Origin of the sequence: Paraburkholderia sp. LEh10 (genome assembly GCF_017814945.1) — a bacterium.
GTDB lineage: Bacteria > Pseudomonadota > Gammaproteobacteria > Burkholderiales > Burkholderiaceae > Paraburkholderia.
This window is the reverse complement of sequence record NZ_JAGIPX010000042.1, coordinates 41,113-53,834: the sequence shown is the minus strand read 5'-3', so window position 1 is coordinate 53,834 and position 12,722 is coordinate 41,113. Positions and strand designations below refer to the sequence as shown.

At 62.1% G+C, this 12,722-nt stretch carries 16 protein-coding genes; all 16 read right to left on the bottom strand.

Annotated elements, in window-relative coordinates; translation table 11 throughout:
* Nucleotides 1-4: 4 nt before the first annotated feature.
* Nucleotides 5-454 (bottom strand): hypothetical protein, encoded by a 450-nt coding sequence (locus J8I87_RS29010; protein ID WP_209935555.1) that lies wholly within the window; start codon nucleotides 452-454, stop codon nucleotides 5-7.
* The gene (stbB, locus tag J8I87_RS29005) at nucleotides 454-1,164 is read right to left on the bottom strand and encodes a StbB family protein (RefSeq protein ID WP_209935554.1); all 711 of its coding nucleotides are present in this window, start codon (nucleotides 1,162-1,164) and stop codon (nucleotides 454-456) included. Before stbB ends, J8I87_RS29010 begins: the two co-directional genes overlap by 1 nt.
* A 68-nt stretch (nucleotides 1,165-1,232) precedes the next feature.
* The gene (locus J8I87_RS29000; protein WP_209935553.1) at nucleotides 1,233-3,023 is read right to left on the bottom strand and encodes an LPD7 domain-containing protein; all 1,791 of its coding nucleotides are present in this window, start codon (nucleotides 3,021-3,023) and stop codon (nucleotides 1,233-1,235) included.
* Nucleotides 3,020-4,765 carry a type IV secretory system conjugative DNA transfer family protein gene (locus J8I87_RS28995; protein WP_209935552.1) on the bottom strand — a complete coding sequence of 582 codons (1,746 nt, stop codon included), beginning with the start codon at nucleotides 4,763-4,765 and terminating at the stop codon, nucleotides 3,020-3,022. The genes J8I87_RS29000 and J8I87_RS28995 overlap by 4 nt, the downstream gene beginning before the upstream one ends.
* A 52-nt stretch (nucleotides 4,766-4,817) precedes the next feature.
* A complete protein-coding gene (locus tag J8I87_RS28990; protein WP_209935551.1) occupies nucleotides 4,818-5,171 on the bottom strand; it encodes a hypothetical protein in 354 nt (117 codons plus the stop codon).
* Between the two features lie 8 nt (nucleotides 5,172-5,179).
* Nucleotides 5,180-5,416, bottom strand: coding sequence for a DUF3717 domain-containing protein (locus J8I87_RS28985; protein ID WP_209935550.1), 237 nt, complete (start codon nucleotides 5,414-5,416; stop codon nucleotides 5,180-5,182).
* A gap of 2 nt (nucleotides 5,417-5,418) precedes the next feature.
* Nucleotides 5,419-5,676, bottom strand: a complete 258-nt coding sequence (locus J8I87_RS28980) for a hypothetical protein (RefSeq protein WP_209935548.1) — start codon at nucleotides 5,674-5,676, stop codon at nucleotides 5,419-5,421.
* Nucleotides 5,673-6,710, bottom strand: a complete 1,038-nt coding sequence (gene virB11, locus J8I87_RS28975; protein ID WP_209935547.1) for a P-type DNA transfer ATPase VirB11 — start codon at nucleotides 6,708-6,710, stop codon at nucleotides 5,673-5,675. The genes J8I87_RS28980 and virB11 overlap by 4 nt, the downstream gene beginning before the upstream one ends.
* Nucleotides 6,711-6,820: 110 nt before the next feature.
* On the bottom strand, nucleotides 6,821-7,408 hold the full coding sequence (locus J8I87_RS28970; RefSeq protein ID WP_209935546.1) for a hypothetical protein: 588 nt from the start codon (nucleotides 7,406-7,408) through the stop codon (nucleotides 6,821-6,823).
* A 16-nt stretch (nucleotides 7,409-7,424) separates the two neighbouring features.
* The gene (locus J8I87_RS28965) at nucleotides 7,425-8,771 is read right to left on the bottom strand and encodes a TrbI/VirB10 family protein (RefSeq protein WP_209935545.1); all 1,347 of its coding nucleotides are present in this window, start codon (nucleotides 8,769-8,771) and stop codon (nucleotides 7,425-7,427) included.
* Between the two features lie 17 nt (nucleotides 8,772-8,788).
* Nucleotides 8,789-9,670: a TrbG/VirB9 family P-type conjugative transfer protein gene (locus J8I87_RS28960; RefSeq protein ID WP_313066581.1), complete on the bottom strand. Its 882-nt coding sequence runs from the start codon at nucleotides 9,668-9,670 to the stop codon at nucleotides 8,789-8,791.
* A 29-nt stretch (nucleotides 9,671-9,699) separates the two neighbouring features.
* Nucleotides 9,700-10,551, bottom strand: coding sequence for a type IV secretion system protein (locus J8I87_RS28955; RefSeq protein ID WP_209935576.1), 852 nt, complete (start codon nucleotides 10,549-10,551; stop codon nucleotides 9,700-9,702).
* Between the two features lie 174 nt (nucleotides 10,552-10,725).
* A complete protein-coding gene (locus tag J8I87_RS45780) occupies nucleotides 10,726-10,854 on the bottom strand; it encodes a hypothetical protein (RefSeq protein WP_280923109.1) in 129 nt (42 codons plus the stop codon).
* Between the two features lie 8 nt (nucleotides 10,855-10,862).
* Entirely contained in the window at nucleotides 10,863-11,777 is a 915-nt protein-coding gene (locus J8I87_RS28950) for a type IV secretion system protein (protein ID WP_209935543.1), read from the bottom strand.
* 24 nt (nucleotides 11,778-11,801) lie between these two features.
* The gene (locus J8I87_RS28945) at nucleotides 11,802-12,047 is read right to left on the bottom strand and encodes a hypothetical protein (RefSeq protein ID WP_209935542.1); all 246 of its coding nucleotides are present in this window, start codon (nucleotides 12,045-12,047) and stop codon (nucleotides 11,802-11,804) included.
* On the bottom strand, nucleotides 12,037-12,714 hold the full coding sequence (locus J8I87_RS28940; RefSeq protein WP_209935540.1) for a type IV secretion system protein: 678 nt from the start codon (nucleotides 12,712-12,714) through the stop codon (nucleotides 12,037-12,039). Before J8I87_RS28940 ends, J8I87_RS28945 begins: the two co-directional genes overlap by 11 nt.
* Nucleotides 12,715-12,722 lie beyond the last annotated feature (8 nt).

The following is a 12,722-nucleotide window of genomic DNA, read 5'->3' as shown; positions in this document are numbered from 1 at the left end:
ACTCCTATGCCCGCACCAGATGCAGCACCACGACCGCACCGACAGAGAGGACCGCCGAGGCAAGCGCTGCAAAGACGACCCATGTTGCAAGCTCGAGGCGGCCAATAACGCGGCGGCAACCCTCTTCGTGCAGCACTTCACGCAACTCACCACGCACCCGAGCGCTTGCCGCATCGTATTCGCGCAACGCAAGCTCGCCGATCAGCTGGTCGCGCGCCTCCGCAAAATGACCTGCCTCGGCGAGCACGCCCGTGGTTGATGCGTTGAAGTCCTTGAGGAACTGCTCGTAGCGCGACGTGAAGCGCAGCAGCGTCAGTTCGCCGTCATCCTTGAACTGTTTACCGCTCACCTGCAGCAGCTGGGTGAGATCTTTCACGTCGCGACGCAGCTGCGACAGCTGGCCCAGCACTTCGCCGATCAATTCCTCGCGGATCGAGTCTTCTGACGCGCCCATCAGCGCACCAGCACCTTGAACACATCATCGAGCTCTGTAGTCACCCTGCTCGCAAGACGCTTGAGTGCCACCATCTGTCGAATGTGTGCCTTTTCGGCCTCCGATGCCCCATTTTCCATCGCCTCTGCGTTCAGCGCGACGTAGTCACGCGGGTCGTCGCGGAGTTCGACGATCGACCTGTCGAAACCCTTGATCTTTTCGAAGATCGGGTTCTCGTAAATGACGGCGTCACGATGCATCGAAAAAGCGTCGCTGCGGGAGTGAAACTCGAACAGCCTGGCGAAGCCCCGGTTAAGGTCCTGTTTGCGGTCGACCATATTCATGACCAGGCGGATCTTTGTGGCACGCACACCCAGATCAGAAAGCGCACGCAGCGTTGCGATCGTGTCCACCTGCTGCTTGGCGGTCGATACAGCCGGCACGATGAAGAGATCGAAGTCTTCGTGCGAGCCGTCATAGCTTCGCATCAGACCTACAAAATCTTCGACATTCGATGCGCCCACATCGACGACGGCGTTTTCCAGTGTCATCAACTGATCCTGCAGCTCATCGAATTGCGACCCGCGCAACGCACCTTCCTTTTCGCGGTCATCCGAATTGATTGATTCGATCGGGATTACTTCAGCGCCCGGCAGACGTGGCACAAGCAGATGGTGTGCAACAGTACTCTTGCCAACGTTGCCCGAGAAATTGATAACCGCAATCTTCATGATGCAATGTTCCTTATCGGTTGAACTGGATGTGCCCGCATCACCGCGGTCACGCCAAACGGCTTCAGTTACGGGTCAATTTCCAGCGTCGGTGTGTCATGTCCAGCCTCGTGCGACGGCTGGTCCTGTTGTTGTTTCTGTTCCGTGCGCTGCTGCTGTTGCTGCCACATGCTCTGGCTTGCGCGCTCCCGCTCGATCTGTTCGCGCATGGCATCGATCGTCGCTTCGCTCACCTGCGGCATCGGAACATTGAGCGGGCGGTTAGTACCGCGCGCCTCGGCCACGGCGCTTTCAAACTCCCCCCGCAACTGCTCCTGCTGCTCGTCGGATAGTCCCCTGATTTCGTCTTCCAGCACCTCGCGCGCAGCCTGTTCCTTAATCCGCTCACGCGCGGCGGCAAGCGTGACCTGCTGCGCGTCCGTGTATTGCCACTCGCCATTCAGGAAGCGCTCGCGCGCCTCGTCGATGCGCCGGCGCTCGTCAACCTCGCGACGCGCGGACTCGACCCTCTCCCGCTGCTCAGGCGTCAGCAGTCGTGACAGGTCGGGCGCCGACACGCGCCATTCGTTGCGACGACTCTCGACCTCGTTGGGTGCCAGCTCCTGTCCGGTCTCATCGAACTGCCGCTGTTTGACGGTCACGACCTTGCTGCCGCCCCTTTCGAGTTCGATAGGCTGACCAGGTTGCACACCGCTCTCGCCGATCGCGCGTTCGAGGTCCAGCCCCCATACCGTGCGGTCGCCAGACTCCGTGCGTACCGTAGCGTAGTAACTTTCGTTTTCCTTCGGATCGTGATGAAAGTGCGCGGCGCCGTGTTCAACCAGGACGCCAGCCGTGACGGCAGGCGGTTTCTGCGTCCCAGCCTTTTGACGTGCCGGTTTGCCGGAACCTGTCCGACGCGACGACGCACCGTCCGCGTCCAGAGGCAACTGTGTCTGTTTCGAATCTTCTGACGCAGCGCTCGCGTCGGAAGGAGCAGAGGGTTCGGTAGCAGCCGGCCCAGGCTTCGGAGGACGCGGTTTGCCTCCGCGCCGGCCTCCGCCCGGCGATGCTCCTCCGGGATCGGACGGATCCCTGCCGGATACATCAGCCGTCGCCGCCTTGCGGCTCTGGCTCCCCTGCTTCCGTTCTCTCCCAGTCGCCGACGTCGAATCCATCGTGTGCGTGCGAGGAAGATCATTGGTTGGCGACCGCTCGCCTGCCGCAATGCGCATCGCCTCGCGCGCAGCCTGCAGCGTCGCCCGATCCTGTGCTTCGGGTTTGAACCCGCGTGTAGGCATGCCCGCGAGTTCCGCCGCAATCCACGCCTGCCGGCGGAATTCCTCGCTACCCTTCAGTTGCAGCTCGCCCCAGTGCTTTGCCTGAGCGACGGCAACCATTTGTTCGATCACGTCACGATCCTCACTGGCCGTGGCGAGCGAGCGTCCCTTGTCCTCAAAGTGCACCGCCTCGCTTTTGCGATCGAGATACTTCCCTTCAAATGCCACATACCGGTCGCTGACCGACTTCGGTACCGCGTAGCCGCTCTTCTCAAAGATCGGCTTCGGGCGGATCGCGTTTTCCCACTCTTTACCGTTGATGGACTTGCCGATACCGGTGGCGGGCGCGACCCCTTCGTCCGCGGGCGTACTCGCGCTGGCCCGATTCTCGTACCTCTTCCGGTCGGCGTCACGGATCCTTTTCATCCGCGCGTGCGTCGCTTCATCTAGCGGGGTATCCGGGTTGCCGGGTGCACCGCGCGCGTGAGCCTCGTTGGCCGGCGGCGTCGCGCGGGCGCGAATGGACGATGCATCATCCGCATTGGCTGCCTCCATCTCGCGGTAGTCGAGCTGATCGGCCGGAAATTCAATCTCGTTCATGATGCGGCTCCTTGATGGATAGATGGGGAGGCTGCATCGCCCTTGGCAGGTGTGTCGGGCGACGCCTCGGGTAGCACTTCCCGCAGATAAGGCATCAGCTGGAATAGCGATGCACGGATACTGGAGCGGTTGGCGAAGTGGGCGGCACTCAGCACGCCGATCTCATGTTCGCGGACATCCCTCACCGCATTCGCCGCATGGATAGCCGTCGCACCCTGAGCGCGGCGCGCAGCATTCTGTGCGTGCCACCACTGCTCGACATCGATCTGCGGAACGGGCGCGCATAGCTCACGCGCAACGAACGCGGCGTGCTTCATCTGTTCTTCGTCCGGCAACTTCGGGCCGAAGCCGAACCACGCGCGACGGCGGTTGGCTTTTTCCAGCTTCGCCATCACGCCTTGCAGATAGGGGCTCTGCTGCACCAGACGGTCGACCAGTTCCGGATCCTCGTAGAAGTACGCCTTGTCACACAGGATCGGCTCGCATCCGTCCATCGTGATGATCTGCTTGCGACCCGGCAGCGCACGCAGCTCCTGCGGCATCATCAGCGCGCGACCGTGCTCGGTCTCGTTCGTGCTGGTCGATGCGTTGCGTCCCCGGCTGCGGCTGCGCGAACGCGACAGGTGGGTGAACGTGCCGAGGAGCTTCGAGTACTCTTCGGAATCCTTGAGCGTGCGCGGCGCAAAGAGGCTGCGCATCTTGCAGTTGATCGCGAGCGTTTCCGCACCGTGCCTGCCATACAGCTTCGGATCTTCAAGCTGTGACATGCCGTGAAAGATCAGCATCAGTCGCAGATTAAAGCCCGCGATGAAGGCGTTGGCCGTGTCGATAATGTCGATCTTGCCCGGCGCCGCAAATTCGTCCAGCATCAGCGCACACTGGTATTTCAGGTCGGGATTCTCTGCGGGCTGCTCGCGAGTATTCAGGTCGATCAGCTGTGAGAAGAACAGATTGATGAGCAACGCGCCCGCTTTCAGGTCGCCCGGCTTGATGCCCACGTAGATCGACATGGGCTTCCTGCGCACCTCACCCAGGTCGAAGTCGGAGCGGCTGGTCGCCGCGTCGACGATCGGATTGCTGAACACATTAAGCGGCGCGGTCATTGTGGACACGATATTGGCGAACGCTTCCTTTGACTGCGACAGGAACCGGTTCAGGGCGTCCAGACACTCGAAGCTCAGCGGTGGCAGCGTGTCGGTCGCATGCGATCGCGTGCTGACAATGGAAGAGATGTGCTCGCGCACCGCCCTCCCCTTGCCTGAGGCCTGCCGCAACACTTCGCCGAACGTGCAGGGCAAGGTCGGCGTCTCGAGCAGATACAGCACGACGCCAATAAAAAGGTTGCGCGCATTGTCGTTCCAGTACTTCAAACGCGCATCGACGTTCGACGGATACAGGTGCTCGCCAACCGTCAGCACGTCGCCGACCCGCGTATAGGGCGACCTGCGCTGGATGAATTCGAGGGGGTTGTAAGCGTGTGTCCGGCCATTCTCCGAGAACGGCGACCAGAGGAAAGTTGCCTGGCCGCATTTGCGCCGATAGCCGGATGTGTACAGGTAGTTCTCTTCCTTGATGTCCTCGACGACGACGGAATCGGGATAGGTGAGAAGATTCGGGATCACCATCGAGACGCCCTTGCCCGAGCGCGTGCCCGCAGCAAGCATCAGGAAATCCTGGCCGCGGTACTTCAGATATTCGCCCTTGTACTTGCCGACGATAAAGGGGGGATACATGTGGGACATGCTCACTCCTGAGGCGGGATGCGGTGGGAGGCTAGGACACGAATCGTCATCGTCACTTCTCCAGCAGGCCGGCTTTCACGATGTCGCGGCGCGTGGCGAAGCGCGCGTTGCCGAACTGCGCAATGCGACCGCGTGATTTCAGAAGCGCCATCGCGATCACCATGGCGGGCAGGCCGCCAATGACAGCCGAGAGCAGCGTGCAAACCGACAGCGCCCGCTTCACCCCCGGCACATCCCCATACGCCTGCCAGTAGTCGAAAAGCGTGAACACGCCCACCGAGTTCTGCGGCAGTTTCTGCAGGCGGGCGAACAGCAGGCCACCAAGATACTGGCCGAGGGTCGCGGCGCCAGCGACGAGCACCAGCAGCACAAGACACGGGATCAGGATGCGGAGATATTTCGGCATGGTGGATCTCAGTGTGTCGGAGCAGACGATTTTTCAGTGCGCAACGTCGACAGGATTCGCAGCGCGTTGCGCTGCGTCTCATCGAGTTCCGCATCGGCAAGTGCCTCACACCCATGAACGATCACAGCGCCGTAAAGCCGTGCGAGGGCGCAGGCCTCAGCACTCGTTGCAAATGCTTCATCGGACGAGGCGCGCTGGCGCCAGCTCTCGATCGCCGCCTCGATATCGCTGATTGCGAAGTTCATGATTAGTCTTCCCTGCGCATGAGCCAGTGCGCCGCGAGGCCTCGCGCCCATGACGCCGTGTAGACCAGGCTCAGCGCGAGCACGCCGTACTGGTGTGCGCGCCACGCCATGTCGAACCAGAATGGCTGCGCAACGAGCCCGAAGATGCAGGCCCAGCGACGCCAGCCCAGGCGACTGTCCTGCGAGAGGAAGACGGCGAGCGCACCGCACAGGCCGATCAGGGCCTGCTCGATAACCTCTGTGCCTGCGACCGCGTTCATGCAACACCCCCAAGTAACTGCCACTTTCCGACGGGGTCGTACCAGATCTCGGCCAGCCGCTTGTCCCGCATGAAGAGCACGAGATCCATCGTCATGCGAACCTGCTCCAGGATGAACTTCCAGTCGAGCGTCTGACCGACGGCACTCTGTTTGATAAGCGTCGCGGCGCGCGACGCAGCCGAGCGTGCATCGTTGCAGTGAATCGTGGTGATGCCACCGGGCGTTCCCGTGTTCAGCAGCGTCATGTAATCCCACGTCTCGTCGCCCCGGAGTTCGGCGAGGAACACACGGTCGAACTTCATGCGAAGCGTCGAGCGCACGATTTCCTTCGCCGGAAGCGTGTCACTGAAAAACATGTGCACTCGGTTCGGATGATTCGGTAGCGACAGCTCGGGCGTGTCCTCGATTGTGCCGATCCGCTCACTGATCGGCACAAGGTCGGACAGCGCCTTGTTCAGCGTGGTCTTGCCGGAGCCGGTACCGCCGGCGAGAACGATGTTCAGCCGGTTGGCCACGGCAAGTTCGAGCATGCAGGTGACGTCGCGCCGTGACTTCGCGTCCATCATCCCGACTTCGAACGGCTGCAGGTCCACGCCGTCCGGAACCGTCTGATGCGGAGACACGTCACGGAAACCGTCGAACCAGCCGTTGCGCTCGTACTCGTCGACGGAAAACCGCACGTTCGACGGAATGCGGATCGTGATCGAGATCGTGTCGCGTTCGCACGCCGGCTGCATCAGCACGTGTCCCCGCTGGCCCTCTGGTAACACCACCGGGTGAATGGGCTCCTTGGTGGAAAACTTGCCGCCCTTCATGACCGTCAGTGCGTTGGCCAGCTTGAAACACGCGTCCAGCGTGCAGGCAGGTGCATCGTGCCGTTTCCATGCGCTGGCACCCTGCGTCCAGATCTCGCCTGGACGGTTAATCGCGACCTCGGTGAGACTGCCGTCGAAGAAATTCGCAATGCCCATCTGCTTCAGGAAGTTGCGGGCGACGGTCCCCTTTTCGATGACATCGATAACCACCGCATTCATATGCATTCCTTCTGGATATGTCTGATGCAAGCTGGTAAATTGCGGCCCGGAGCGCGCCCTCAGTGCGATCCCGTGTCTGTGCCCCGCGGCTCGACCTGTACTGAGACCCGTTACGGTCGCCTGTCGTCAGGCACGCTGGTCGCCAGATCGCGCAATGTCTGCGCGGGCGACGTAGAAACAACCGTCACCACCATCGATGCCGTATTCGCAGGACTGGCGATCTTCCACATGGCTGTCGCTGTGGCCAGTCCACCCACCGCAGTGCCTGCTGCGATTGCAAGAACGGCGCGCACGGTCCGGGCACGGCAAGGCAAGGGCGGGGTCTTTGACGACGGACGGTTAGTTGCATCCTCTTCCTGGCCGACGATGCCCGTCGCAATCCCGGGCTCGGACAGCTCAAGGCCCAGGCGCGCGGCGATTGCATGCATGACCACGCGGCGCAGCGCCATCGACATGTCGTCGAACCGGCAGCGGTCGAGCGTCATGCATTGTTCGAACGTATGCTCGTCGCCGATCCGGCGCAGCGGCAGGACATCAGACGGCTCGAACGGCCTGCGCGCATCGACCTGTTCGGCCAACCGCCGTACGCGACGCCCGTCGAAGGCGTAATGCAGCGCGTTGCGCAGCTTTGCCTCGAACGCATCACGCTCGACACCATGAAGGGGAAAGGTCTCGGGAAACCGGATATGCAGTTGCATCGTCATGTCCTCACATTCATCGTTGCCGCGCCGACGGCGCAATCTCGCTGCCGTCGGTGCGGACGTTTTCGTATACGCTGCTCAGATCGACGTCGCGCGCAACGAAGATATTGATCACCGACCCCTGGTTCGAATAAGCGGTCGGCGGGATGTTGATCGTGTTGCGAAGCGTTTCGGCAGCCACGTCCTGCGTCGCGTTCGAGCTGTTCGAGAAGGTAATGGTCTGGCCCGCTCCGATTGCCTTGTTCGCAAGCGCCTGACCAAAGTCGCCGATGAGACTCACCATCAGGGCACCCTTGAAGCGCAGCCAGAAATGCTCGTCGATGTAGGCGGGAATCCCGGCCGCACCGAGCGGATCCGTCGCCGGCGAGTTCAGGGGAATACGGACGTCGCCGTCGTCAATCTCGTCCCAGATAGCACCAATGACACCCTGTCCGTGTACGACTGCATCGCGCTGCTCGCCCTTGGCCAGCGCGCCCTTGCGGATGAGCAGCGTCGTGCCATCGTCTGACCAGACGTCATCAGCGATCGGACAGCCAACCAGTCCCGGCCGGTCGGTGCGGATTGCGGTGGCCTGCCCGCAGCGGATCATGGTGTTCCGGGCAATCATGTAGTGCCGGTTCGGCCTGAACGAGGCGCGCATCGGCTGCAGCTTCGAGGGCTGCAGTGACTGGTCGAAGGAAGATCCCTTGCTGTTGCCGGTATCATGGTTATCAGCCATACCTGCGCCAGATGAACCCGCAGCTCCAGATGGACCGCCCCGCAGCGCGGCGAGCCCCATGGACCTCGCCATGCCGGGCAGACCGTCGCCACCCGGGCCACTGCCCGTGGTGTCTGCGTTGCCACCTGCGTCACTGGACGGGAGGGCGGAGTCCTCAGGCGCGCCGGTAGCCCTGCTGTCACCGGACATAACCAGCACGCTGCCCGAGAGACGCCGCTCGGCGGGGGTCAGTGGCTGCGGCCGGTTGTTCGCGATCGCGGTGCTCCCTTCGCCGACAGGATGCGACGCGGCCGCGGCCGGCGTGGCAAGCTGCTGCCTGGCCGCCGCTTCCGATGCGGCGCGCGCCTGCTCTGCTTCGGCCCGCTTGATGCGCTCCTTCTGTGTCTCGAGGTCGGCACCGGTCTCGCTCGCCCCGCTGTCCTTTGGCTTGTTGAGCGCCGCCTGCTTCGCGTCCTGATGCTGCTGGAAGATCCGCTGCAGGTAAATCGTGACGCCCGAAGCGCCCAGCGCGATCACGATCAGCGCGACCAGCACGAGCCTCAGCCTGCCCGCACGAGCCCGGCGGCGCCCGGGCAGGTCCAGCGACGGCTGAGGCCCAGTGTCCGCAGGCCCTGCATTGCCGATTTCATTGCGTTCGCTCATGCGACTGTGCTCTCCCGTCAGTCTCCCGGCCGATCGCTGCCAGCATGTGCGCGTTCGATGCGCGCCGTGCCGGTTAACGACGAGGCGGTGCGGTTGTAGTGGCCGTCGGGCGAGTAGCCGTCGTTGCGGATGCCCAGCACCGACTGGCCGTAGCGGATGACAAACTCCCTTGAGACCTCATGGACGACGACGGTGTCACCCTCCATATGGAAATTCGCTGTCGCCTCGCTGCCATCCGGCAGCTTTGTGAAGATCGTCGGCAGGTCGCGCGCGGTTGCGTACCTGAAGTAGGTGAAACGGCCGTCGTCCCACAAGGCGGTGGGTGCAAGCGCGTGATCGCCCCGCATCATGTACTGCATGTTCGCTGCCGGCGTGGATGATCCGGGCGGACCTGAAGACACCGCTGCGCCCGGCGCTGCAATTCCGGCCGGGACCGCAGGCGTGTCCTGCTGGCCCGCCAGCGCCGCGCTGACAGCTTCCCGGCGCCGGAGCTGTTCGGCCGCGACCTTCGCCTTCGTGTCCGGATAGTCGAAGCGCAGGATCCACGTCGAGGGTTGCAACCGCGATACGTCGACAAGCGACAGCGAATAGGTGCGCCGGTTGGTCACGAGCACGAGGTTGGTTTCGGGTTGCAGCGCGCCTGGCTTGAGCAGCGCCCCGCTGTCGTTAACGGAGACGTGCCAGGCGTGCGCGTCGCCAATGCCGCCGCCATCCTTCATGATGTGCTCACCGGGCTCGAACTGGATCATCACCACACGCCCCGGCATTGTCGCCACGCGGTAGGCCTGGTCGGGGCTATATGTCGCGCACTGGATATGTGGGTCAGCGCCGCAACTACGCGGGATTTCAAGCGCGCATACGCGGCCAGCCGCAAGTGCACAAGCGGTAATCGCGACCACGTTAGCCGGCAAGCGGAGTCCAGCACGACTCACGACGCACTCCCCGTCGCCTTCGATACTGCCGGTACGGCGTCAGGCGACGCATCCGCGGGCGCACGGGTATAGTCGCGCGTCACTTCGTAAGTCGTGCACCTGAACCCGTCCGGATCAATGTCCTGCTGATCCTGTTTCTCGGGCACATCGACACGCGTGAAGGCCACCGTCGCAATCCAGTAGGTCGGTTCCGGACGCTTCGCCGCCGCATTCAACGGGATCAGTTGCCGCGAGAAGAACACCTGTGCGGTCGAACCGACAAAGGTAATCGAGCCGACCCGTGCGATGACGCGCGCCTGGTCCTTGAGCAGCTTGAGGGGACCGGCCGGACCACGGATGAGCGCGTCGTAAGCGCCCTTTTCGTGATCGTCGCTCATGAACATCACAGCGTTGTGCATGTCCGATATCGTCTCCCAGTCGTAGCTCTCTCGCATCTCGACGTAACGGCGCAGATCTGCGCGGTCGGTTTTTTCAGTGAAGCGCACATGGCCATTCGCGGTCGTCGGCAACACGTCCACCTTGCCGGTCGTATCGTTAACCCGCAGCACAGCCGGTGGGTTCGGTCTTTTCAGGAGTCCTAAAGCCGTCAGGCCAAAAACAGCCGCGAGGGCGATGCCTCCCGAGAGCACCGATCGGCGGTCGGCGATGCGCGCCTTCTCTTCAGCCGCCTCAACCTTCGACCTCTCGAACTCCCGCGCCTGGTCCAGATACCAGCTGACCGCGTCGCGCTCTGACCGGTCAACAGCATTTGTTGCTGCCTCCACGTGCGCCGCCGATGTGGCCGGCGACCGCGCGCGATTGCGCGAGCCTGCGCCCGTCACGAACCACTGTCTGATTGTCGATACCATCCTGATCCTCACCTCGGTTCCGTACGGCCTGACTGCTGCGCCAGTGGCTGATTCACAGGGACCCACTGGCCCGTGGGCTCCGGTGGTTTTGGCGCAGTGCTGCACGCCTGCAGGACAAGCGCGAGCAGACCCGCGCGGAAGATCGCTTTCATGCCTGAACTCCCATTTCACCGGTCATCCATGCAAGCGGTGATAGATGGCCATACCGATGGTGTTGAGCAACGCGCCCACGAAACCGGCAAACGTAACCCAGCAGACGACCAGCAACCACCAGCGGATCAGCCTCGCAAAGAAATCAGGCACGCATCCTCCTACGCTTGCGAAACGGAGCCACCCGTCCTGTACTTGCCAGCGCCACCAGTTTTCGAGGCTGCGGCCAGCGCACGCCCCAGACCACCCAGCTTGCCTGTCATCGTCGAAATGCCCACACCGCTCGCCAGCGCCGAGGCAAGACCCGGAAGATTCAGCGCGACGATGAAGAACACCACGCCCATCACGTCAATCTCCACCACCTGCTGCATCGACGGGAAGGTTGACCCGCCCGGTGCAATCGATTTCGCGAAACTGACTTCAATCGCGCCGGCGCCCGCGAAGAGAGCCACGAGCAGCGCGTAGTTAAAGCACTGTCCCGCCCAGTTCCAGAAGTACTGCCGCACCGGCGGAAACAGCGCCATCGAAATGAACAGTGGCCCGAGCGCAAGCAGCAGTCCGAGTGCGAATTTGGCGAGGATGATGTAAGCCACTGCCATGCCCATGAACGGCGTGGCGAAGATAAGCATCACTGAAATCACCCACACCGCCCCTATGATTTCGAAGTTGTGTGCGTGATCGTAGATCTGCCCACAGGCGTTAATGTACGCGCTCAACAGATTATCCAGCCCCGAGACAGGATTGCTTTGCCCCGTAATCGCACCGGAAAGCTGCTCGCCCAAGCCGTTCACAGCCGGCACGATGTACTCGGTATAGAACTGGATGTTCATGCCGCAGGTCAGGATGAACGCCCAGGCCGCCATGCGCATCAGGAAGTCGTTGATCGGTTCGTCGTTCTGCCCTTGCCAGTACGACCACAAGACCAGTAGCACATAGATGCTGAAGCACGCCATCATCAACGGCGAAATCAGCCCGATGATGCGTTCCGAACCTGAGCTGATGGTCGCGACCACGTTAGCGTCGAAGTCGGACGTCATCCTCGAGAAGATCGTCGTGGTGATAGGCGTATAAGACATCTTTGGCTCCTGAAGTCGTTCCATTCACTGCATTGCTTTCTTCACCACCTGTTCGGCTTCCTTGTCCCGCTCACGCTGTTCGGGCGTTTCCTCCTTCTCGAGCTTTTCGGGCGTCGTACCAAGCAGATGTGCCCTGAACTCCAGATCCTGCCTGTGTGCGATCTCCTCCTGCACGTCGTGCTGGTGTCGGTCCCATGCGAGATAACCCAGATAGCCGGCAATGACGACAAGCAGGCCGACGATCGCACCAAGCAATGCCTTATTGACCATTTGCTCCTCCTAGAAACTGGTTTTTGAATTCCCGCTCCTGCTGCTCCTCCGCGAGCTTGAGTTCGGTCGCCTGCAGTTGTGCGGTGAGCTGCAGACGCGTCTGCTCATTGGAGACCATCGCCTCTTCAGCAGCCATCCGGTTCTGCAGGTCGGCCTTTTGAGCCGGATCCTGCGTAAGGTTCGACTGCTGCATCAGCGACTGGATGTTATTGAGCCGCGCCATCGTCGCGCTGTACGCCTGCTCGTTCATTGCCTTATTGGCCGAGAGCACGTCGTAGTAGCGCTGTTGTCCTGGCGTCGCGGCGTCGGTCATGCCCTCCTGCCGTTCGATCGAGCGCATCGTCGAGCTGATGCCCGACAGGCTGCCACTTTTCGCCTGGTCATAGATGTCCTGCCACTGCTCTGGCAGGTAGTTGCGCAGCGACGCGTCGTTCATGATCGTTCCGAGGCTGCTGTTACCGGTCAATGCCCGGTACTGTGCTTCCTGGTTCTCTATCTGCTGCATCAACTGCTGGACCTGCACCATTTGCTGGGCAAGCTCAGCAGGCGAAATGGTCGGCACACCCTGTGCGTTTGCGAAGGCCGTGGCACCCAGGCAGAGCGCGGTGACGGGAACACGAGCGGCCCGCACCAGGCGTGCAGCGCGTTCGACATCGTTGGCGTTCACGATTCCCT

Excerpts from the sequence above, each read along its gene's own strand:
- J8I87_RS28980 (WP_209935548.1), bottom strand. The coding sequence starts at position 5,676 with ATGAACGCGGTCGCAGGCACAGAGGTTATCGAGCAGGCCCTGATCGGC.
- J8I87_RS29000 (WP_209935553.1), bottom strand. The coding sequence starts at position 3,023 with ATGAACGAGATTGAATTTCCGGCCGATCAGCTCGACTACCGCGAGATG.
- stbB (WP_209935554.1), bottom strand. The coding sequence starts at position 1,164 with ATGAAGATTGCGGTTATCAATTTCTCGGGCAACGTTGGCAAGAGTACT.
- J8I87_RS28955 (WP_209935576.1), bottom strand. The coding sequence starts at position 10,551 with ATGGTATCGACAATCAGACAGTGGTTCGTGACGGGCGCAGGCTCGCGC.
- J8I87_RS28945 (WP_209935542.1), bottom strand. The coding sequence starts at position 12,047 with ATGGTCAATAAGGCATTGCTTGGTGCGATCGTCGGCCTGCTTGTCGTC.
- J8I87_RS28990 (WP_209935551.1), bottom strand. The coding sequence starts at position 5,171 with ATGCCGAAATATCTCCGCATCCTGATCCCGTGTCTTGTGCTGCTGGTG.
- J8I87_RS28950 (WP_209935543.1), bottom strand. The coding sequence starts at position 11,777 with ATGTCTTATACGCCTATCACCACGACGATCTTCTCGAGGATGACGTCC.
- virB11 (WP_209935547.1), bottom strand. The coding sequence starts at position 6,710 with ATGAATGCGGTGGTTATCGATGTCATCGAAAAGGGGACCGTCGCCCGC.
- J8I87_RS29010 (WP_209935555.1), bottom strand. The coding sequence starts at position 454 with ATGGGCGCGTCAGAAGACTCGATCCGCGAGGAATTGATCGGCGAAGTG.
- J8I87_RS28985 (WP_209935550.1), bottom strand. The coding sequence starts at position 5,416 with ATGAACTTCGCAATCAGCGATATCGAGGCGGCGATCGAGAGCTGGCGC.
- J8I87_RS28965 (WP_209935545.1), bottom strand. The coding sequence starts at position 8,771 with ATGAGCGAACGCAATGAAATCGGCAATGCAGGGCCTGCGGACACTGGG.
- J8I87_RS28995 (WP_209935552.1), bottom strand. The coding sequence starts at position 4,765 with ATGTCCCACATGTATCCCCCCTTTATCGTCGGCAAGTACAAGGGCGAA.
- J8I87_RS28970 (WP_209935546.1), bottom strand. The coding sequence starts at position 7,408 with ATGCAACTGCATATCCGGTTTCCCGAGACCTTTCCCCTTCATGGTGTC.